This is a genomic window from Phycisphaeraceae bacterium, from assembly GCA_020639155.1.
Lineage (GTDB): Bacteria > Planctomycetota > Phycisphaerae > Phycisphaerales > UBA1924 > JACKHF01.
In genome coordinates, this window is sequence record JACKHF010000001.1 from 120,797 (window position 1) to 142,409 (window position 21,613).

Annotated in this window: 17 protein-coding genes; 8 read left to right on the forward strand and 9 right to left on the reverse strand. The window is 55.1% G+C overall.

Annotated elements, in window-relative coordinates; all coding sequences use genetic code 11:
* Positions 1–60: 60 nt before the first annotated feature.
* Positions 61–1,608, reverse strand: a complete 1,548-nt coding sequence (locus H6815_00550) for a diguanylate cyclase (protein MCB9858914.1) — start codon at positions 1,606–1,608, stop codon at positions 61–63.
* 287 nt (positions 1,609–1,895) lie between these two features.
* Positions 1,896–4,076, reverse strand: a complete 2,181-nt coding sequence (locus tag H6815_00555) for a response regulator (protein ID MCB9858915.1) — start codon at positions 4,074–4,076, stop codon at positions 1,896–1,898.
* Between the two features lie 369 nt (positions 4,077–4,445).
* Here H6815_00555 and H6815_00560 point away from each other — a divergent pair, with 369 nt between their 5' ends.
* Positions 4,446–5,186 (forward strand): hypothetical protein, encoded by a 741-nt coding sequence (locus H6815_00560; protein MCB9858916.1) that lies wholly within the window; start codon positions 4,446–4,448, stop codon positions 5,184–5,186.
* A gap of 10 nt (positions 5,187–5,196) precedes the next feature.
* Here H6815_00560 and H6815_00565 read toward each other — a convergent pair whose 3' ends face one another.
* Complete coding sequence (locus H6815_00565; protein ID MCB9858917.1) at positions 5,197–5,805, reverse strand: carbonic anhydrase; 609 nt, start codon at positions 5,803–5,805, stop codon at positions 5,197–5,199.
* A 95-nt stretch (positions 5,806–5,900) separates the two neighbouring features.
* Between H6815_00565 and H6815_00570 the strand changes: the two genes are divergently transcribed.
* Both H6815_00570 and H6815_00575 read left to right on the forward strand, forming a co-directional pair.
* Positions 5,901–6,869 (forward strand): isoprenylcysteine carboxylmethyltransferase family protein, encoded by a 969-nt coding sequence (locus H6815_00570; protein ID MCB9858918.1) that lies wholly within the window; start codon positions 5,901–5,903, stop codon positions 6,867–6,869.
* Between the two features lie 82 nt (positions 6,870–6,951).
* Positions 6,952–7,389, forward strand: a complete 438-nt coding sequence (locus H6815_00575) for a hypothetical protein (GenBank protein ID MCB9858919.1) — start codon at positions 6,952–6,954, stop codon at positions 7,387–7,389.
* Between the two features lie 28 nt (positions 7,390–7,417).
* On the opposite strand, the gene H6815_00580 is transcribed toward H6815_00575, so the two are convergent.
* The gene (locus tag H6815_00580) at positions 7,418–8,080 is read right to left on the reverse strand and encodes a nuclear transport factor 2 family protein (protein MCB9858920.1); all 663 of its coding nucleotides are present in this window, start codon (positions 8,078–8,080) and stop codon (positions 7,418–7,420) included.
* A gap of 90 nt (positions 8,081–8,170) precedes the next feature.
* Between H6815_00580 and H6815_00585 the strand changes: the two genes are divergently transcribed.
* Positions 8,171–10,537, forward strand: a complete 2,367-nt coding sequence (locus H6815_00585) for a right-handed parallel beta-helix repeat-containing protein (protein MCB9858921.1) — start codon at positions 8,171–8,173, stop codon at positions 10,535–10,537.
* Between the two features lie 10 nt (positions 10,538–10,547).
* Here H6815_00585 and H6815_00590 read toward each other — a convergent pair whose 3' ends face one another.
* Positions 10,548–10,997: a hypothetical protein gene (locus H6815_00590; GenBank protein ID MCB9858922.1), complete on the reverse strand. Its 450-nt coding sequence runs from the start codon at positions 10,995–10,997 to the stop codon at positions 10,548–10,550.
* A 184-nt stretch (positions 10,998–11,181) separates the two neighbouring features.
* The gene (pdxH, locus tag H6815_00595; protein ID MCB9858923.1) at positions 11,182–11,880 is read right to left on the reverse strand and encodes a pyridoxamine 5'-phosphate oxidase; all 699 of its coding nucleotides are present in this window, start codon (positions 11,878–11,880) and stop codon (positions 11,182–11,184) included.
* Positions 11,881–12,001: 121 nt separating this feature from the next.
* Between pdxH and dnaB the strand changes: the two genes are divergently transcribed.
* Together dnaB and H6815_00605 are read left to right on the forward strand one after the other, a co-directional pair.
* Complete coding sequence (gene dnaB, locus H6815_00600) at positions 12,002–13,720, forward strand: replicative DNA helicase (GenBank protein MCB9858924.1); 1,719 nt, start codon at positions 12,002–12,004, stop codon at positions 13,718–13,720.
* A gap of 60 nt (positions 13,721–13,780) precedes the next feature.
* Positions 13,781–15,907 (forward strand): SpoIIE family protein phosphatase, encoded by a 2,127-nt coding sequence (locus H6815_00605; GenBank protein ID MCB9858925.1) that lies wholly within the window; start codon positions 13,781–13,783, stop codon positions 15,905–15,907.
* 4 nt (positions 15,908–15,911) lie between these two features.
* Here H6815_00605 and H6815_00610 read toward each other — a convergent pair whose 3' ends face one another.
* The 3 genes from H6815_00610 to H6815_00620 all read right to left on the reverse strand — a co-directional run bounded on the left by H6815_00610 (position 15,912) and on the right by H6815_00620 (position 19,337).
* On the reverse strand, positions 15,912–16,895 hold the full coding sequence (locus tag H6815_00610) for an FAD-dependent thymidylate synthase (protein MCB9858926.1): 984 nt from the start codon (positions 16,893–16,895) through the stop codon (positions 15,912–15,914).
* A 9-nt stretch (positions 16,896–16,904) separates the two neighbouring features.
* Positions 16,905–18,416, reverse strand: coding sequence for a YihY/virulence factor BrkB family protein (locus tag H6815_00615; GenBank protein ID MCB9858927.1), 1,512 nt, complete (start codon positions 18,414–18,416; stop codon positions 16,905–16,907).
* Positions 18,417–18,527: 111 nt separating this feature from the next.
* Positions 18,528–19,337, reverse strand: a complete 810-nt coding sequence (locus H6815_00620) for a DUF1444 family protein (protein MCB9858928.1) — start codon at positions 19,335–19,337, stop codon at positions 18,528–18,530.
* Between the two features lie 500 nt (positions 19,338–19,837).
* Here H6815_00620 and acpP point away from each other — a divergent pair, with 500 nt between their 5' ends.
* On the forward strand, positions 19,838–20,086 hold the full coding sequence (gene acpP / locus H6815_00625; protein MCB9858929.1) for an acyl carrier protein: 249 nt from the start codon (positions 19,838–19,840) through the stop codon (positions 20,084–20,086).
* Between the two features lie 176 nt (positions 20,087–20,262).
* Entirely contained in the window at positions 20,263–21,546 is a 1,284-nt protein-coding gene (gene fabF, locus H6815_00630; protein ID MCB9858930.1) for a beta-ketoacyl-ACP synthase II, read from the forward strand.
* The last annotated feature ends 67 nt before the right edge of the window (positions 21,547–21,613 follow it).

Here is a 21,613-nt window from a genome sequence, read left to right on the forward strand (position 1 = left end):
ATTTGATTCGTGCGTACTGCCTGTGACCGCAGACGTGCGACGCACTGCTGTCTTTGATACTCAAATCTGCAAGAGCTCGGATTCCTCCATGCTTTGAATCGCGTCAACAACATCCGGATGGAACTGCTGACCTCGTTCCTGCTTCAGTTCGGCTATCGCTTGAGCGCGTGTGCGAGAAGACGCGTATGGGCGATTGCTGAGCATTGCTACAAATGCATCGCACGCTGAGAGGATTGACTCAAGGGGTGGATGCAACTCGTCCTGCACTTGTGTCGGGCTGGAGGAATCAAATCGAGTATGATGGAACTCCACTGTCGCGCTCGCACGGTTATTCACACCGCAAGCATGAAGAATTTCGGCACCAATGCGTGCATGCTGGTCTACGAATCGACGTTCACCTTCTGTCAGAGCGCGGGGGAGTGCCAGCACGCGCTCCGTCAGAGCTATCTTGCCAATATCATGGAACTCGGCAGCGAGCAACAAGTCCTCACGTTCATCCGGATCATCAAGCATTATATTCGCAATCTGTTCGCACACATTGCGGACTGCGACACCATGCTCACCCACGTGCTCAAGTTGCACTGTACCAAGCGAGTCTCTCAGCGAATCAATCACCAGCTCTAACCTCTTTCGAGCTGGCAACTCAGCGTGCATTTGAGCATCAGACGCAGCATCTATTGCAACAACCATTGGCCAGGTGCAGACACGATTGCGTCCAGATTCCTTCGCCAGATACATCGCATGATCCGCTTGCGTGACAGAGTCCTCGCAGAGTGAGTTCGTCGGCAACACTGCAACACCAATACTTGCGGTGACGGCCCGGACAGGATCGTCGATGCGAATATCTGAGGTGATGGCTCGGCGAAGATTGTCACTCCAAACCCATGCATCTGCAAGCGTTTCGGATTGCCGGATAATAAGAAACTCTTCACCACCCCATCGCGCAACAGTATCAGTGGGCATAACCTTGGATCGTATAAGGTCCGCCACGTCCTTCAGAAGCGCATCACCAGCAGCATGACCAAGTGTGTCATTGACAGATTTAAACCTGTCCAGATCTACCATTATCAACGCAGTGAGCGCTCGACGATCTGTTTGTCTTGGCTCTCCATTCAGCATTCGCTCTGTAAACCGTCGATTGGAAAGTCCAGTGAGCGGATCGGTTTCCGCCTGTCTTTGCAGCACTTTCAACCTTCGATTCAGTCTTCGCCGCTCGCGATGTTTGACTTGCGCGATCTCAATCGCCTCCTCAACCCGTCTCCACAATATGTCTCCGCACACCGCATCGGCCTTATGAACAAAGTCCGCAACGCCGTGGCGAAGTGATTCGACAACAACACGTTGCTCCTCACTTGATGAGATCACAATTCTGGGTATTTCGGGCTGCTCATCCTCAATCTCCCGAATCAGCTCCGGCGCGGTAAAAGGTGGGAGATTGAAGTCAAGCACGATGCAGTCGTATTCTTCTCTGCGCAATGCTTCGAGAAACTGCCAGCGCGTTGTGACAGAAACGACATCTACATCCGGCTTGCTCTTTCGGAGCGCCAAAAGAACCAGCTGCTGATGATCTGAGTCATCATCGATGAGAAGTATCTTTGCATTGTCCATACGATTACTCCCGCGCACGTTGGCACAGACGGAGCATCGGATGCTGATTGAGATGTGATCTCAGTAATCATCGTATTTACCGAGCAATAACCCTCAGACGATTAATTCAAACCAATAAAACTCATAATGCCTACTTCTTATTGGGCCGCAACCCAACAAAGTGGGGATTAGCTGGCCCCAAATAAGAACTTCACCTACTACCTTGTGTGTTGCATTTGACAGAAATGCACAAATCTGAACAAGGCAACGTGATAAAGTCGTTTGTCGACAGGTGTTATAGAGGCAGGCTATGCTGCTGATTTCCCGTGTTGCACATTTGAAGCAATCAACTCTATGAGTCTTTCCCGTTCAACTGGCTTGGTTGCATAGTCATCACATCCAGCGTGAATGCAGCGAGCTCGCTCACTCGACATGCTGTGTGCAGTGAGAGCGATAATCAAACCTGTGTACTCAAGTGATCGCAAGTCCGCAGTGGCCTTATACCCATCCATGACCGGCATCTGCATATCCATCAACACGCAGTCATAAGCGAGCCCTAACTCTTTCGCGCGCAAAGCCTCTCTTACTGCGAGAAGCCCATTATCAACGACTGTCACGTTTGCACCGGCTTTTCTCAGAATCATGCAGACAAGGCGCTGCAGGTCCAATGCGTCTTCAACGAGCAGCACTCTGTAACCACTGAGTTTGGAGTGAGTCGCAGAATCGGCAGACTCCGGAGGTGCATGCTGCGTCTTCGAATCAAAGACAACTTCTGACACCGCCTTGGCAGCGCTGACTTCGACTCTGAATGTTGTACCAACCCCGAGTTCTGAATGCAGAACAAAGACATCGCCTCCCAATAACTTTGCAAGCTGCTTACTGATCGTCAACCCCAAACCTGTTCCACCAAACTTCCGCGTCGTTGAAGCGTCTGCCTGAGTGAATGCACGGAACAATCTCGCGAGCTGCTCTGGAGAGAGTCCAATTCCTGTATCAGTGATATCGAACTGCAGAAGCTCCTCGGCACCTTGTTGTTCAATAAAGCGCACAACGACTGCAACACTTCCTTGCTCCGTAAACTTTATAGCGTTATTAAAGACATTAATGAGAATCTGCTTCAGACGCACTGGATCCGTCATCACTCGCGCAGGCACGCCAGCCTCAAACTTTGCTGTGAGGTTCACATCCTTTTGCTGAGCACGCCCCGCCATCAGCATCCTGACATCCTCAACAAGCTGCATCGGATTGCATTCCATCCGCTCGACAGTCATTTTGCCAGCCTCGATCTTGGACAGATCAAGCACGTCGTTCACGATATGGAGCAGGTGTTCGCCGTTGCGACGGATCGTGGCTATTGCATCAATGCTCTGTGGATCATCGGGGTTCGGAGCGATCACATCAACAAATCCAAGGATAGCTGCAATTGGCGTTCTGACCTCATGACTCATATTGGCAAGAAAATCACTCTTGAATCCGCTTGCTGACTCTGCAATCTTGCGCGCTTCGCTCAATGCAAAGCCTTGCTCGATCAACCTGACATTTGACGACACAAGTTCTGCCTGCCAGCTTCGTATAAGCCTGAGCACAATCCACCAACCAACCGTAATCACACAAAGAACGAGTGCTACAGCGGAAAGAAGCATCGCGGTATGAACACCACGCGTGTTTTCTCGGTCTTCTGCAATCGCTTTGAGGCGCTCATTGAGCGCACCAACACCTTCTGAATAGACTTGCTCATAGTCACGATATGTTCGACTTGCGAGCAACTGCTGCGCGTGGCTCAACTGACCATGCATCACGAATCCAAATGCCTGGTTCTGCATTCGCACGAGTGCCGCTCCAGCTTCGTTTGTCTGAGCTGACACAGATGAGATACGGCCAGTTGTCGATCGCTCAATGCTCATAGCTTCCCGTAAAGCCGTGTTTAGTTGTGGCTGAAGCATTCTATAACGATCTTCCCATCGCACATCACCTGTAGAAACCGCCAGCTTTATCGACATCGCAACTGCTTCATGCAGGTACGCGATCTCACCTCGCAGTTCAGAGAGTCTCAGATCTTCTTGCTGTGTAAGTGAAAAACGCACCATGCCCAGAGAGTAAATATGCTTCTGCTCTTCATACTCGTCACTGAAAACAATGTCGTAGGCTTCTGTGAGTCTGCCCTCGCGTACAAGATCAAAGGCTCTTGATTCCATAGCAACAAGGCGAGTGTTTGCTGCTTCCGTTTCAGCCGCTGCTTCACCGCGATATGCTTCTGGTGCCGCATGCATCGCTCGCTGAATCGCTGCATCGAGCTGTGGCTCGTATCGACGATATCGTGATTCCCATTGCAAATCACCTGTCACGACAGCCATCCGCGCGGACGTTGTCAGCACCTCATCAAGGTACAAAATGATCCCCCGCAGAGACGCTATTTCCTCGTTCCTTTGGAGCTGGAGATTTGACGTGCGATCAAGGTTGTAAATGCGCCACCCGAGCCAGGCAAGCATCAGCACAGTACATACGCACGCTGCCGTGAGCACACGAACAGGTGTATGCCGGGTAAGGCTGGCGTAATCCGCGGGCGACAACGATCTCTGTCCTTCGGAAGTTATGGAAGATCTGGAACCGGACAACTGAGCCGGACACCCCTGTATCGAACAAACCGAAGGGGTGATAAAGCGTGTATCTGGATTTCGTTCCCTGTTCATTTTTTATCAAGGACATCCACCTGCCATTGTGAGCTGAGTTGCGGTATTGATCGTGAGTCTGCTTTGGTCTGTGTTCCTTGAAGACGAATGTCAGAATAACCGACAGAAACAAGGCGGGCTGAACAGGATTCGGACTCTCCCAGTGACGCAAAGAACGATATCAGACCCATGGCCCATCTCTACTGCACCCATTGCTCTGCACTCATTCCTGAAGAGGATGTCAACATCTCGGAGGGCATCGCATTCTGCAGAGCATGCGATCAACTCAGTAAGCTATCAGACATTGTTGAAGGCATCTCAAGTGCCGTAGAAGTTCCGCACGTTGATTTGACAACCCCACCATCCGGCTGCCGCATTGATGAAAATATCAATGAGATTGTGATACGCGCAAGCGCTCGATCCATCGGCAAGACACTTGGCGCGTTGTTCGTTGCTGGATTCTGGAACTCGATCGTATCGATCTTTGTCGGGCTTGCAGTTGCGAACACACTCGCGCACCTTGGGATTAAGCTGCCCTCATGGATACCGAAGTTTCAGTCCAGCGGCAGTGCTTCATCCATGCCATTGTTCATGCTGATTTTTCTCTGGATTTTCCTGACTCCGTTCATCCTTATTGGCTTCACGTTGCTCTCGGTTGTCTTTACCAGCGCATTCGGCACGTGCAGGGTTCGTATCAAGGGATCGTCCGTGGAAGCGTTTACCGGTGTCGGTCCGATCGGCTGGAAGCGACGGTTTGATCTTAACGAAATCAAGTCTGTCAAACTTGGCAAAACCACATGGACACAGAACGACCAGTCACAGCCATGCATTGTCATTGAAACTGACAAGATCGTGCGATTTGCATCCATTCTGACGGACACGCGCCGCAAATGGATGGCTGGCGCAATGAAAAGCATTCTGGCACCATAACTTCTTACAACTACTGATCGAAGAAATGTACAACACCGGTCTCAAGCGAATACTCAGCGCCAACAACCAGAAGCCCATCGTGTTCGATGAGGCTCTCAATAATCTGCGATCCATGACGAAGATGCCCAGCGGCTGCACGAATATTGGCACGGATGGCTTTCTCAAGAAGTGCATCCGGATGATGTCTGAGTTCTGTTTCAAGCAGCGGCTCGATTGCTGGCTCGATCCTGTCCACGATGGATCGCAGGTTGGGTGATCGCTGGGCAGACGGGCGTTCAAGCTGTTGCAATGATGCGATGACTGCGCCACACTGCGAGTGCCCCATCACAACGACAAGCCGCGTACCGAACTGCTCAACCGCAAACTCCACGCTGCCGATCTGAGAGGGCGCGACAACATTTCCAGCAACTCGGATAACGAAGAGATCACCCAGCCCCTGATCGAACACAATCTCTGCTGGCACGCGCGAGTCCGAACACCCAAGGATAATCGCAAAGGGTTTCTGACCCGCGAGCAGTGCGCTTCGCTGGGTCTCGCTCGTATCCAGACTCCGTTGGATGCCAGCAGCAAAGCGCTGGTTTCCCTCTTTCAGTCGAGTGAGGGCATCAGAAGCGGTCACGTTGGGTTGTGAGTTGGTGTCGGTCAATCAACTTCTCCAGTTTCAGCAAATCCAATGTGCAGGATTCTATGATAATCCTGAAGACCGGAGCATGCATGACAGCAAAGCACCAATGGAACCCAGTTGTCAGGCGTGTTGCAGCAAACTACCTGTGCATTCAGGGTGTTTCAGGCATGCTGTGGTGGGTTCTGCTGCTTGCATCTCCATCTTCACGTCACTGGTTTCTCCCCGAGCAGTTTGCACAGGACTGGATCATCCCGATTGCAGTAGCTGATATCTCACTGTTCGCAATCGGTTCGTGCGTAGCTGCAACTATCTGCGTTCGGAGTTCAAAGCTTGCTGGCCTAGCCTGCGCTTCTGTTGCTGGTATCGCGTCATACGCATTCCTGCTCATACTTGGCGCAAGCCTGTACACAAACGAGGGATGGCTTGGCACAGTCCTGATGGTGTTGTCACTGTGCATGTCGATCGCGTGCACGATTCTCGTGAGTTCTGAGAGAGCAATATCAAAGTTGTTTCGTGTGTCACAAGTGCGGGCCGATCACCAGATTCTGGCGCGCACGCTGTTGCAATCCGCATTGTTCTGGCTCACGCTGCTTGTGTTACTCCCCGCTGGATTGCACGCACTCGAGCGCAATGCGCGCATTCCGACATTTCAAACGCCACCCCTGCTGCGTGTTGCCAGCGTTTTCATCTTCATCATGGGTGGTTCACTCGGGCTAATGAGCGGATACATTATGGCGCGGATTGGAAAGGGCACACCCATCCCCCTTGAGTCGGCACGACTGCTTGTCATTGAAGGACCATACAAGCATGTCAGGAATCCGATGGCCATTGGCGGCCTGACGCAAGGCGCGGCTGTTGCGCTATGGCTTGGCTCACCCGTTGCTACAATCTATGTGCTCCTCGGAGGGATCGTCTGGAACTTTTTTCTGCGTCCATTGGAAGAGCATGATCTCCAGTGTAGATTCAGCACTGAGTATCAAGCTTACAAAAAACATGTCAGATGTTGGATACCCATCGTACCGGGGTACGAATGTTCTTCTAAACAGATAACCACCTGAGTCTGCTATGCCCAAGCCTTGTCATTACTTACTCCGAACATCATGTAAGTACTGCCTCTTTCTCTATCTCTGCTGGCTCTGCATGATAGCGTTACATGAACTCGGACATGTGGTCTTTGCAGTGTTCTCAGGTGGTACTGTCTCGCACGTATCATTCCCACTCGTTGGATTTTCTCAGACACATCTCTTAAAGAACCCATCGCCTTTGTTTGTCGCATGGGGTGGCATGGTCGTCGGCTGCACGCTCCCCGTGATTCTGTGGCTTGGTGTCAAGTCTGTACACAAGCGTTACGGTATATGGTCTCAGTTCGTTGCTGGATTCTGTCTTGTTGTCAACGGCTGCTACATCGCGTGTGGTTCATTCACGCACGCAGGCGATGCAGACGACATGCTCCGGCATGGTTCACCACAATGGATTCTGATTGTGACAGGAGCAGTTGCTGCAGTTGCGGGCCTGTATGTGTGGCATCTGGCAGGAATCACAATACGAAAAAACGCCTCACTCGGCAAACCCGAATGAAGCATTCTGACACTTCGTTCCTGTTCACTTAACGATCGTCATCATCGTCGTCGTGGTCCTCATGATCATCTTCATCGTCATGATCTGCATGCTCGTGCAGTTGGCCTGCACCCTCATCGTACTGCGCCGGTATCTTGTTTGTGCCGGTCTCATTGTCCCAAAGGATAGAGAACACCTTCCACTCGTCACCAATCTTTACAAGTTGGATGGAGTTGATCCCGCGGAAGTATGGCACTTCCTCTCCCTTGTCGTTCTCATGTGTCGACGCATACGTGCTGAAAACATGCGCAATACCCCCAAAGACCTGCGTCTCACGATGGATCTCTTTCTCACGGAAACCGGAGTTGACCAGCATCTCTCCCGCACGTTCGATGTATTCATCAACAGTCATGACGAACGGACCTGCACCGCTCGGCCTGACGACCGTCATGCGCGCATCTTCCGTGTGTACTGCGCGGAGCGTCTCAAAGTCCCGCTCTGCGCCCTTCGGCCCCGAGATGCACGCATACAAGCGTTTGATCGTGGTGTCGATTGCTTCGGCGTCCGCATTGCTGATCGCGTTGTACGACGCAATACGCCCCGGCGCCGTCGCAGCAGTCATCGTGCTGAATCCTGCAATCAACCCCAACCCGACAGCCAAGCCCGAAACAATCCCTTTACGCGAGAACAACCTCTGTGCTGTGCTATCCATATCAACTCCCTTGTTGTGCTGTGTTCTGATGAACGGACACGACGGGGTCTGCTTGTCCCGCCAGCCCGCTTTGATACATATCCTACGGACATGATGAGCCATCGCTTTGTTCCACGCATCGCAAGCCTGACTGTTGTTGCTGGTTTGTTCGGCATTGCCCAAGCCCAGCAGATCGATCTGCCGACCGTCATCGTTGATCACGACGACGTCATCATCAGCCAGTCGTGCAGACTTATCGTGCCAAAGGGCGTGTTCATCCCAGACTCGAACAACAATGGCGTTGTACACATTGCTGCAAGCGACATCACCATCGAGTGCGTTGATGGCGAGGCAGAACTGATTGCGGACCCCGAACGCGACAACTGGGACAGAAAGTCAGGCATCGGATATGTCATTCGCGACGTGAAGAATGTCACGCTCCGCAACGCGCACGCGCATCGGTACAAAGTCAACATCCTCGCGGTGAACGCGGACGGGCTCGTACTCGACCGATGTGATGTCGCTGGTGGATACGCGCAACGACTGAAATCAACACCCGAGCGTGAGGACTCGGGCGACTGGCTCTTCCCGCACAACAATGATGATCGCGAGTGGGTAACCCAGCACGGGGCAGCCATCTGCATAGAGAACTCAAGCGATGTCACAGTACGAAACTGCTACACCCGACGCCGGCAGAACGGATTGATTCTCGATCGAGTGACCGATTCGCGCATTTATGACAATGACTTCTCGTTTCTGTCCGGATGGGGCATCGCGATGTGGCGTTCCAGCAGAAACATCATCGCGCGGAACCAGACCGATTTCTGCATCCGTGGATACTCGCACGATATCTACAACCGGGGACAGGACTCAGCCGGCATTCTCATGTTCGAGCAGTGCAACGACAACATTATCGCGGAAAACTCTGCAACACATTCGGGGGACGGGCTCTTTGCCTTTGCTGGGCGCGAGGCGCTCGGCGAGTTCCTCGAACCAAACCAAACCATGCCCAGCAAGATGGGCAACAACCGCAACCAGTTCTTTGGTAACGATTTCTCGTATGCAGCTGCGCATGGACTTGAACTCACATTCTCCTTTGACAACACGATTTCGGGCAACACTTTCATTGGCAATGCGATCTGCGGTATCTGGGGCGGTTTCTCGCAGGATACAGCCATCACGCACAATCTGTTCGAGCGAAATGGCGACAAGGGATATGGACTCGAACGGGGCGGCATCAATATCGAGCACAGCAAGCGCAACACCATCGTGTCCAATCGGTTCGTCTCCAACGAGTGTGGTGTGCACCTGTGGTGGGATGATCCGGGTGGGCTTGCTGGTGTGCCGTGGTACAAGCTCAACTACGGGCCGTTGCGTTCAAATCGTGTTGTAAACAATGCCTTCCGCGCAGACAAGGTGGGGATCCAGATCCGTGACGACGCGATCAATCGCGGCGAAAAAATCCACTTTCAAGATACACGGATCTCGGCAAACACCTTCGTCGGTGTGCAGATCGGCGAGGACGTACCGCCAGACATATCAGTGGAGCACACAACCGAGCAGTGGCTCATCGATTCGATGGGTGAACAGCCGCCACGCTCTGTACCCGGCACATTGCAGGCTGTTGGCGCGCGCAAGCATCTTGCGGGTCGACAGAACATTGTCATGACGGAATGGTTCCCGTGGGATCACAAAGCGCCAACTGTGGTCGCACGACCGAAGACCCCCGGGAGCGGCACGCACGAATACCGCATTTACTCAAAGTCGCCAATGTGGTTCGGCACAGCCGTTGATCAGGTCTACGACTCGGGTGTGGGTGTGCGCATCGAACCGATGCCGAGCCAGAAGTCCTCGCCTGATCTTGCCGTATCGCGCGTGCTCGTTGACGCGGTACAAGGTGAGAACATCGTGCCATATGACATCCGTATCACGCACAATGACGAGGTATTCGATCTCATCGGTGAGTTTTCGCGCATGCCATGGCAGATTCGCACATTCCCGTGGACACCGGATCCAGCAACACAGCAGCCCGCGCCGCCGGACGATGAATTGCAGTGGCAGGACACAACAACCAGTTGGGTCGGAACAGTGTCTACGCTCGACCTGACCTTTGGCGGCTCCGGTCCGAAGCAAGCCATCACGCGCGTGCTTGAGAATGCAAACGAGGTAGTGTTCTTTGAAGGAGCAGACACACAACGCGACTACTTCGGCATCGTCGCGGAAACAACTGCCCATCTCTCACCCGGCACATGGTCGGTTGAAACTGTCTCGGACGACGGAATCCGAGTACACGCAGACGGCGCGATCATTATCGAGAACTGGACACATCACGCCCCGGAACACGATAACGCAACCATAACTGTCGACCCAGTTGAGCACCCGAACGGAAAGGATGTAACCTTCCGTGTTGAGTACTTTGAGATCATGGGGCACGCGGTGCTGAAGGTAGACGTGAAAAAGATCGCAGCGCCGGAGTGACATATATCTATCAGCGCCAGTTGTTGTACCCACCGTTATTCCAGTTCGGTGCAAATCCGCGGTTGTACTGACGATACGAGCGATTGAAGTAGAGATACCGATCGGGCGACCGATGGAGATGCAGGTGCCTGTAACTGTCAAGTGTTGGTGCGTCGGCAGCACGTTCTGCACGCTGCCACGCGCTCGATCCGCCCGATGACGCGTTGAGATACGCATCGTTGCGAGAGAGCAGTGACTGGTCGTACGTGTCTATTGGCGAGAATACAACATTCCACGACGGCGCGTTAACGTTGCGACCGTCGAGTGCGGGCACCATCGCGCTGCCCTGATGCCGGTAAGGGATTGGGGCGACGCAGCCAGCGATTGGCACCAGGCCTGCAAGCATCGCGAGTCCTGTCCATGTGCGATGCCGGATCATCCGCTGGAAACTGATCGCCCCATCGACACGCGTCCTGCGCATCGACACATCCCCACTAGCTTTTCTTTTCTCCCAGTTCTGCACGGTGTCTCTCTCTGTCTGGAAGACGGAACAGATGCACTATGCACGCAACACATCCGCGCCGCCACCAAACCGACGCGCACACCGTGCGCGGCAAGCCGCACAACCAGTACAGATGTCACAAATGAAACAGACCGATCAACTGTTACGGCTGTAACCTGGTCGCATTCCACGGGCTCGCTGCATCCGCTCGCTCCCACGCCGCGCGATCGTGCACGCGACCGAGACCGCCAACCCAGAGCTCAACACGAAGCGCAGTCACGCTGTACCCGCCCCAGTTGGAAGGGCGCGGGATGTCGATCTTCGCATTGTGCGCGGGCGGATTCTCAGGGTCGATCCCAAACCGCTCCATTGCTGCGCGCACCTTTGCCATCATGGCATCACGGGACGCGATCGGCTGGGACTGATCGCTCGACCACGCGCCAACCTTTCTGACCCACGGCCGTGTCAGAAAGTACGCCTCGCTCTCCGCTTCGGGCGTGCGCGTTGCAATGCCCTCGATCCGTGCCTGCAGTTCGAGTGTGTCCCAGTGAAACGTCAGCGCGACGTGCGGATTTGCGTCGATGTCCTGCGCCTTCTTCGATGTGTAGTTGGTGTGAAACTTCAGCGTGCCCCGATCAGGATCAAGGAACTTGCACAGCACCAGACGAGCACTCGGCCTGTTGTCAGCGCCAACTGTCGACAGCACTATCGCGTTGGGGTTCGGCTGCACACGCTCGCTCGTCGCGTGGTCGAGCCACTTGGCAAGCGTCGGCATGGGCGACTCCGGCAACTCGGCCGGCAGGCCGCGACCATCGTTCCGGGTGGGGTCAACAGCAAGCTGAAACTCGTTGATATCTGACATGCACAATGGTAGGTTCGAACCTTGTTCGGATGTCGTTTACATGTTTAATTCTTGCGGGGATTATGGCATCTGTTGTGATGTGAGGCAGCCACTTGTCATGTTCTGGAATCAACAAGGATTCATGCAGACGATCCTCGAAATGGACGAAGGCAATCCCAGACAATCCCGCCGAGACAAACGCCAGTCGCGTAGCGCAGTCGAGGTGAAGTCGATCCTTGAACGCCAACCGCCGCACTCGCTGTCGGCTGAGATGGCGCTGCTCGGAGCGATCATTGTCGATCCGTCAGCGGTTGCCGAAGTGCTGCCGTATGTGAGTTCGAGCGACGATTTCTTCTCAGATTCACACGGCATCATCTTCCGCTCGGTCATCGAACTCTACGAGAAGCACCAGAGTGCAGACCTTGTGCAACTGGTTGAGGCTGTTACAAAGCACACCGCGATTGAGAACATCGGCGGGCCGGAGTTTCTGGTCAAACTGGCCGAGGACTCCCCCACCAGCGCCAACGCGAAGTACTACGCGCAGATCGTGGCCGCCAAGGCGCGCCTGCGCCAGCTCATCCAAACGGCGGGCACGATCGCCTATGAGGCGCACAGCGCGGGTGAGTACGACGCCGAGGGCGTGCGTCAGATCATCGACTGGGCTGAGGGCGAGATCTTCAAGATCGCGGAACGCGACGAGAAGTCAGACCCGCAACGACTCAGCGAACTGCTGATGGCCGAGATCGAACGCATCGAGAAATCTGATGGCACGAGGCTGCTCGGTCTTGCGACCGGGTTCCACGATCTCGACGAGATGCTCTCGGGCCTGAAAGGCGGCGAGATGCTGGTGCTCGCTGGACGTCCATCGATGGGCAAAACAGCGATCGCACTGAACATGGCTGAGCAGATCGCATTCGGTGGACGAGCGCCCAACGAGCACACGGGCAATCCAAAGGACCACGTTGCTGTGGGGGTTTTCAGCCTTGAAATGTCAAAGGATGCGGTGACACAGCGCCTTGTCAGTTCATTCACTGGTGCTGATTCACAGAAACTCCGCACCGGTGGACTGACAAAGACCGAGTTAACAAGGGTCATCCAGAAATCGTTTATTCTTGGTGAAGCGCCCATCGTCATCGACGACACGCCTGCTCTTTCTATCCTCGGGCTGCGTGCGCGCGCACGGCGCATGCTCGCACAACACCATGTCAAGTGCCTTGTTGTTGACTATCTCCAGTTGCTCAGCGCTCCCGGACTCGCACGCGAGTCGCGCCAGGTCGAAGTCTCGGCGATCAGTCGCGGCATCAAGGCGCTTGCGCGTGAACTCAACGTGCCGATCATCACACTTGCGCAGCTCAACCGCGGAAGCGAGCAGCGAGAGGGGCATCGTCCGCGCATGAGTGATCTGCGCGAATCGGGCTCGATCGAACAGGACGCCGATGTGGTGATGCTTATCCATCGCGAGGATTACTACCACCGCAACGATCCGTCGTGGGCGGAAGACCCGGAAAATGCGGATAAGGTCGGCACGGCTGAGTTGCTCGTTGTCAAACAACGAAACGGCCCCACCGGCGTGGTCAAACTGAAATGGAACGAGAACATCACCCGCTTCGAGAACCGCGTCGGGTATCGGCGTGACGATGTACCCGACGAGTTCGTGCAGCGAGCACGCACAATCGAGGCAAAGCCTGTTGCTGATACATCGCAGGGAATCGAGTTTCGATCAAGCTTTCGCAAGGTTGACCCGGACGAGGCCAATCACCCACCCACACATGATATCAGTGCAGCTGCGCTTCCGCGCGAGCGCGACGAAGATAGAGAAGACACTGACGACGATTTCAGCGATCTCCCTGTGCCATTCTAGTTTAGAGATTCATCCCTCCTATTGTCCTGCACCGGTGTCCTGTTGCCGGAAGGAGCCTGCATGTCCCTACGTGCCAAGCTGTTAACCGCCCTGCTGCTCGCCTCACTTCTCCCGATGGTCATCATGATGGTGGTCGGGCAAGGATCACTCCGTCTTCTCGGGAGTCGTATCGCATCCGAACAGCGCAAGGATCTGCTCAACGAGGCAATGCAGCGCCTGCAGTACGACACCGAACGCATTGCCGAGACATTCAACAGATCAACGCGCCAGATCATCTCGGGATGCATTATCCAGCAACTCGAACTCGAGCAGATGCTCGCGAACGAGCCGAACGAGGCAAACCGCGTCTTTCTGATGACATCCAATGACTTCGCCGAGAACGCGACACTCGAGATGGTGCTGCACCCCGAAGCAGACAAGAACACAAGACCCGACCTGATGGTGGCATACGACAGACCTGTTGTTGACCCAAGAGGAGATTCTGCTGATGATGACGCGCTCCGGCTTGCATCATTGACCGTCGTGCTGAACTCGATCTATTTCTCGCTGAGAGACATCGCAACCTGGCAGTTTGCTGTTCTGAAGAGCGGATCCAGTGCGTGGTACCCAGGCACACAGCTGCCCGACGGCTTTGATGCGCGCGAGCTCCCATTCATGCAATCCTTCCTTCAACAAATCGCGGCAGGTGTAGTGAACGGGAATGGAGTTTCAGCTTTTCGAGATCCGCTGACGGGAAAGGTATTGGTCGGACTGGCACGATTCGTGCATGATCCGGAAGGAAACTATGTTGGTGTGACGGGAGTGCTGGTCTCGGTCAACTCGTTGCAGAGCTCGTTCACACCGAATCGAGTCTGGCAGCGCGATTCACAGTTCTACATCATCGCCCGAAACGGTCTGAATGAAAAGGGCGAGCCGTTCATCATCGCCCATCCCGGTCATGAATCATCCGATGTGGAGCAGGGTGAACGGCTGAAAGATCAGTTCTTCTCGCTTGATACACCAGAAGACACAAAGCTCATCGTTGATGCTCTCCAGAATACGGAAGTGACGATCCACCACGTGACAAAGAACGGGCGCGAGATGCTTGCTTCAGCCGCAGCAATCGACTTTGCGCGAGACTCTGACGTTGGCATCATTACGATGATCCCGAAAGACGTCGTCACACGTCACGCAGACAACGCCTCAAAGCAAATTCTCCGCAACATGAAGAGCAGGTTGATTGCGAATCTCGGTATTATTGCAGGCGTGCTCGGTATTGTGATTATCTCGACACTGCTCGGCGTGCGCCGACTGACGCAACCGATCAACCATCTGATGGATGCTGCACGCAGAATCGCATCGGGTGATCTCGATGCCAAAGCAGATGTGCAGACGGGTGATGAACTTCAGGAACTCGCCGAAACGTTCAACACCATGACACCGCGCCTTCGCGACCACATGCGCGTCCGCAGCGCGCTCGATCTTGCGATGGAGGTCCAGCAGCATCTGCTCCCAGCGGTTGCACCGAATGTGCCCGGACTCGAACTTGCCGGCAAATCCATCCCGTGCGACGAGGTCGGGGGAGATTACTACGACTTTCTCGAAGTGGGACCGGTCGACGATGGCCGCGTGGGTATTGCCATCGGTGATGTCACCGGACACGGGATTGCTGCAGCATTGCTCATGACATCCGCCCGCGCGATGCTCCGATCACGCGCTGGCGAGCACGACGTCGCTGAAACCATGGCGCGACGGGTGACTGATATCAACCGCCAACTCGCTGCAGATGTGTCGCATGGCAGGTTTATGACACTCTGCTGGATGCTGATGGATGGGCAGGCGCGCACACTACAATGGGTCTGTGCAGGGCACGATCCAACTGTCCTCATATCCCCCAAAGGTACGATTGAGCACCTGCACGGCAGCGGCATCCCGCTCGGGATCGAGCCCCACTTCCATTACGAACAGTTCAAGCGGACAAGCATCCAACCCGGCTCGGTCATCATGCTTGGCACAGACGGCATCTGGGAGGCGAGGAACGCCGCGGGTGAGATGTTTGGAAAGTCGCGCATGGAGAAGGTTATCCACGATCACATCTCGCGCAGCGCATCAGACATTCTCGATGCGCTCGTGGATGCTGTCAACACGTTCCGTGGCGACGCTGACGCGCTCGATGACATCACACTCGTTGTCGCGAAGTTTGTGTAAGTGTTCACGCCTGTGCGCGTTCGAAGCCGAGAGCTGCGCGTTTCGCATCCCACTCTGCCTGCTCGCGCTTATTGGTTGTCTTCAACTCGATCTCGCACGATTTTTCGCAACTCTTTGCCTGCTCGCGGATCGCCTCGATCTCAAGTCGCGTCAGATGGACGGATTCGAGTTCGTAGTCACGCCACGCTTCGATTGTGAATGGGCACAACGGCTCGATCAACTGGCACATCGCCTCGGCGTAATCGCGGATCTCCTTCTGCGCGTGCGAGTCCATGCGCAGCGACAGGAATCGGAGCGTGTTGTGCAAGTCGCACTTCCAGTACCACTGCGTGAACACGCTCTGCGGGAGCGCGATGCGAGCAAGTTCGCGGCTCACACCCTTCTCCATGAGTTGCTGGTACTCCTCGTAGAGGGCTTCGGCACGATCGAGGTACTCGAAGAACGAACCTTCCGTCTGCGAACCTGCGGGAATCGTTTCCTCACCTCCCTGCTTGTTCGTGGTGCTCTGCAGTCGCACGCCGCCAGCATCCGGGCGATAGAAATGATCCGGCATTTCTGAGTATCTGCCGGAGTACTCGTTCACGTTCGCGGTGCGATGGCGGATCCACTGGCGAGCCACAAAGATCGGCATCGACACGTGGAACTTGAACTCCACCATCTCAAACGGCGTGGTGTGGCGATGACGCAGCAGATACCGAATCAGACCACGATCCTCGTGCACCTTCTTCGTGCCCGCGCCATACGACACGCGGGCTGCCTGCACGATCGCTGCATCTGCACTCGCGGTACCATTATCTGCCGGCTCAACGAGTCGCGGCATGACATCAACGAGCGCAACAAATCCGTGCTCACCAATCCTGATATGTCTGCGAGAATCCCCACCCATCAGATCAACAAGCCCCGACGCGGGTGTTGTCTGCTCTACTGGACGAAGTGTTTTCACAACACCGGAGGGACTGGAGTGGAGCGAATCGGATGGGGTACTCATGCTGCCAGTCTAGGAGGCAGGAACTGGCTCGCCTCCGGGTTGAGAAGCGGCTGTGGGCTGGGTGTCCCTTGGCACTTCTTCGCGATGCAAACAATCCGCGATCGTTTTGCCCGCGATGGCATCCCGCATCGATCGCATGATTCTCGTCGAGGCAGGGAGAACAGAATCGGGGAGAGTCCCTTCATTCGAAGTACTGTCGGTTGTGCTCGAAAGCACATCAGCAATAAGCACCTTGCCCGCTGGTCTGGCAAGCACCCACGACGGATCATCGTCGGCATCGCGCGTCTCCACCCGACGGACCAGTTCGGCCCGCTCGAAACGTTCCAGCATCAACGTGCAGACATCGTTCGGCATTGACAGGCGCTGGGCTGCTTCTTCAGCATCAACAGCATTTCCAACCTCGAAGCGTTCCGCCAGCAGCACCGCGAGATCGATCGACCGCGACGCATCCACAACGGACGGCCCGGACTGATTGTCAGACACGCTGCTGCGCGATGATGACGCGTACTGCAAGCCGTAACTCACTTGCAATCCAAACAGCACGACCAGCCACGTCAAGTACACCCACAGAATGAACAATGGCACGATCGCAATTGATCCATAAATGTACTGGTACGACGTCGAGAACGAGAGATAGCGCGTGAACCCCCACTTGCCCGCTTCCCAAAGCACCGCTGCAACAACCGCACCAATAACAGCGGGCCCGAACGGCACGCGCACGTTCGGAATCGTCTTATAGGTAAACAGCAGCAGCGCGCTGGAGATCGCAACCGTCGTCAGATATCCGAGCAATCCAAATGCGAATCCCTGTCTACTGAACACGCCATCCTCAGCAGCAAAGCTGTTGAGAAGGTTGGTGAACGTCTGCCCAACATAAAAACTGGCAACAAGGAATATCACGCCAAGCGTCAGGACAGACCAGTACTGCGTCACACGACGCACCCACGACCTGCCCCGTTGCGCGTGATAGATCTGATTGAATGCGCGTTCGAGTTCCACAAGCATCGAAATCGCCGCGTAAACCAACAACAGTACACCGAACCCACCGATCGCACCGAATGGAATTTTCGCAAAGTGCGCAAGAATACCGTCAATCACTGAGTCAATGGATGTCTGGGAAAGCTCAGCGTTCTCAGGTTCTGTTCCTTGTGTCTCAAGCAGTTCCGCTCCAGGCTCATACGACACTTCGCCCGGAGGAGACATGAAACTGAACGTCCGTGCGGCACGATCTTCCGGGATCAGATCGAGCGTCTTTCTACTTGCTCCAGAGTCAACCTCAACCAAGGGTCGCAATCCCAGAAAGTCGACCGCGCTGTTCATGCGATTGCGCAACTCGGTCTCGTCGACGATGAGTAGTCTCAGCACAACCAAGCCAATGATGATGACCGGCACAAGAGCAAAGATAGTGCGGTAGGCAAGCGCAGCTGCCATCTGCGGCAGACGGGACTTATAAAGCCCACGCGCGGCTTGCACCGCAACCGGACCGAACTGATGTGAGAGTTTTCTGACCGATTCGAGCACGGGATGTCCTACAGATCGCGGTTGTGCGCACAATCACCCTTTGTCCCCGTGCACACATCGGACTATCTGACGACTCTGCTGGAATGAACCGCGGGCATCGCCCGAGGTCCATTATGCAGCGTCCGCGATGGGAGGCTCGCCCAGTCCGACGACACCATCATAGGTAACCATGAAAAAGTCACGCGAGATCGGGTATGGCAGGCGTTCGTAGTCCTGCTCGACGCGATCGTGCAGGCGGTCCAGGAAATCTGTTGGGCCATCAGACAAGGCAACGAACATGTCACGCGCAGGAACCGCAACAAGGAAGTTGGGTCCGAGCGCATCGATCAAACGCGTGTGCAATCCCGGCAGGAGCAGACGTGCAGCGTCGTACCCGTCCTGCTCTGAAAGAATAGCAGCGCGACCACCTTCCTTGGATTCCACAATCTGAAACTCAAGTTGCGGCACATATTCTGCCAGATTCTTGCGTGCGATCTCATCGAGTTCATCGACTGATACACCCCAGCGGACCATCTGCTCGGTGGTCACACTGACGGTCATCTGTGGCAGATCGATGACAAAGACGATCACGGTATCGTTGACATATGGCACGTGCGCAACAAGTTCACGAGACAGATGCTGGAAGATGGAATCGGGCTGGATGCGCGGCATGATGCGTGTACGTGCAAACTCGAACGATGCATTGTTCAAATCTGCAACATCCGCATTGAACAACTGATTGAGGTAGTGGCCCACAATCTCCTCGCCGCGATCCGGCTCGTGGGAGACCATGCGATGCAGATTCAGAAGGTCGAGGCGTCGACCATCGATGATCAGTTCGGATGCACCTTCCAGTTCAACCACAAAGCTCGGCTGGAGTTTGCGCAGCATCTCTGCAACTCGCTCAGCGAATGGTTGAAGTTCGTGCGGCATGTGACCCATGAGCTTCGCCTCCGTCCCAGTCCGGCAGATCGCCCTTGTGGCTGCGAGCCCCCTCGCACACGACCACCACACAGCGACCATCCGGCCGGCAACACACGCTCATCGGCGGGCATTGGAGGCGTGTGAACCCAGAACGCTCTCGAACTTTCCAAGCCCCCTGCATAACCGGTGTGAAGGTCGCAGCCGATCCGATACACGGACTCGCCCGGCGTGCACTCCCCCAGTTTCAGCCAACAAACGCATATTTGACGGCCCGTACTCGAACGACAGGCTGTAACGGTTGTTGGGTATGTGTCATCGGAAGGGCTCGAATTGTGCTTTTGGTACAGACGGGGTAGAATCGGCGTTTGGATCGCTGTGGCGCATGGCATCTCAGGGCGGAGGTTTTCCGTCAGGTCAGCCCCACCAGCAATGCCGACACATTGTGCCCACGACGGGCATCACACACGGCCGAACCCGGTTTCATCCACTGCGATCGGGGCGACTTTGGAGAATGACACGTGACCGAGCAGGAAATTGAAGCAAAGGTGATCGATATTGTCGTCGAGAAACTCAATGTTGATCGTGACAAGATCACGCGCGACACGACCTTCCAGGAAGATCTCAACGCAGACAGTCTTGATCAGGTCGAACTCATCATGGAGTTTGAGGACAAGTTTGACACCTCAATTCCTGATTCCGAAGCTGAGAAGATCAAGACTGTTGGTCAGGCAATTGACGTCATCAAGGATGTCAACGGAATCTCGTAATCTGTGCGTCGTTCCATACGATAACAGATCACGCAACTGACGAAGGTCCGGTCCAACCGGGCCTTTTCTGCGCTGTTTCCGCACACTTCGATGCCAGGTTGCCCTGATCTGTGTCGATTGCACCAATGCAAGAGACCCCATCGCCCCATCCATCCAGAGGCCGTACCATCAAAGCGATGACCAGCCGTACGCAGCAGCATCACAGGGTCGTGATCACAGGCATGGGTGCTGTGACGAATCTCGGCCAGACCGCGCCAGAGACGTGGGATGCAATGCGCGCAGGCCGCAACGGCATCTCGTTAATCGAGGCGCCGTTTATACATGAGTATGACGGCTGGTCGGTCAAGATTGCTGGTCAGGTCAAAGACTTTGATTTCAGTGTGGCAATAGATCCTCGCGACGCACGCAAGCTGGATCGCTCAACCCAACTGGGCATGGTCGCTGCGGAAGAGGCTGTGAAGCAATCCGGGCTTGATTTTAATACTGGTCCATTCGAGCGCCGCGGCGTTGTTGTCGGCTCCGGGGTTGGTGGAATCATCACTATTGAGGAAGGATTCATTGTTCTGACCCAGAAAGGGCCGGGAAGAATCAATCCCTTCACCGTACCACGCCTCATGGTCAACGCCACCAGCGGCAATGTCTCAATCCGCTACAACCTGCAGGGCCCCGCGTCTGCACATGCGACAGCCTGTGCCAGCTCGGGTCATGCGATGCTGGATGCTGCGGGGTACATCAGGCGTGGACAGGCGGATGTCATGCTCGCTGGCGGCACAGAAGCAGCCGTGTCAGCACTGTGCATCGGTGCGTTCATGACCATGAAAGCACTCTCCACCCGCAACGACGCTCCTGAGAAGGCGTCGCGCCCGTTCGACTTGAATCGTGACGGGTTTGTGCTCGCCGAAGGCGCAGGCATGGTTGTGCTGGAGAGTGAGGAACACGCAAAGGCTCGTGGAGCGATCATCCTCGGCGAACTCGTTGGTGGAGCCAACAGTTCGGATGCCAGCCACATCACTGCACCCAACGCCGAGGGCAGGGGCGCTGCACGATCGATGCAATGGGCACTGCAGGATGCTGGCCTGAACCTGGAAGACATCGATTACATCAACGCCCATGGCACATCCACACCACTCGGCGATAGCGCAGAGGTCCATGCTGTCTTGTCGGTCTTTGGCGATCACGCACGACGCAGCGCGGGTGGCAAACTCCTGATGAGTTCCACCAAGTCCATTCACGGGCACTGTCTCGGTGCATCGGGTGCTGTCGAAACTGTCGCATGCATCGGTGCGCTTCAGCACGGCATCATCCCCCCGACCATGAATCTAGACAACCAGGATCCAGGGTTCGACATGGATCTTGTTGCCAATCAAGCTCGCGAGCGATCAATCAAGTACGCGATGAACAACACGTTCGGGTTCGGCGGCCACAACGTCGCGATGATCTTCGGTCGGTACGACGGCTAACAAGCAAGCAGATAACGCTCGTCCAAACGAAAAACCCGCGTGATCAACGCGGGTTTCTTTATCTTCA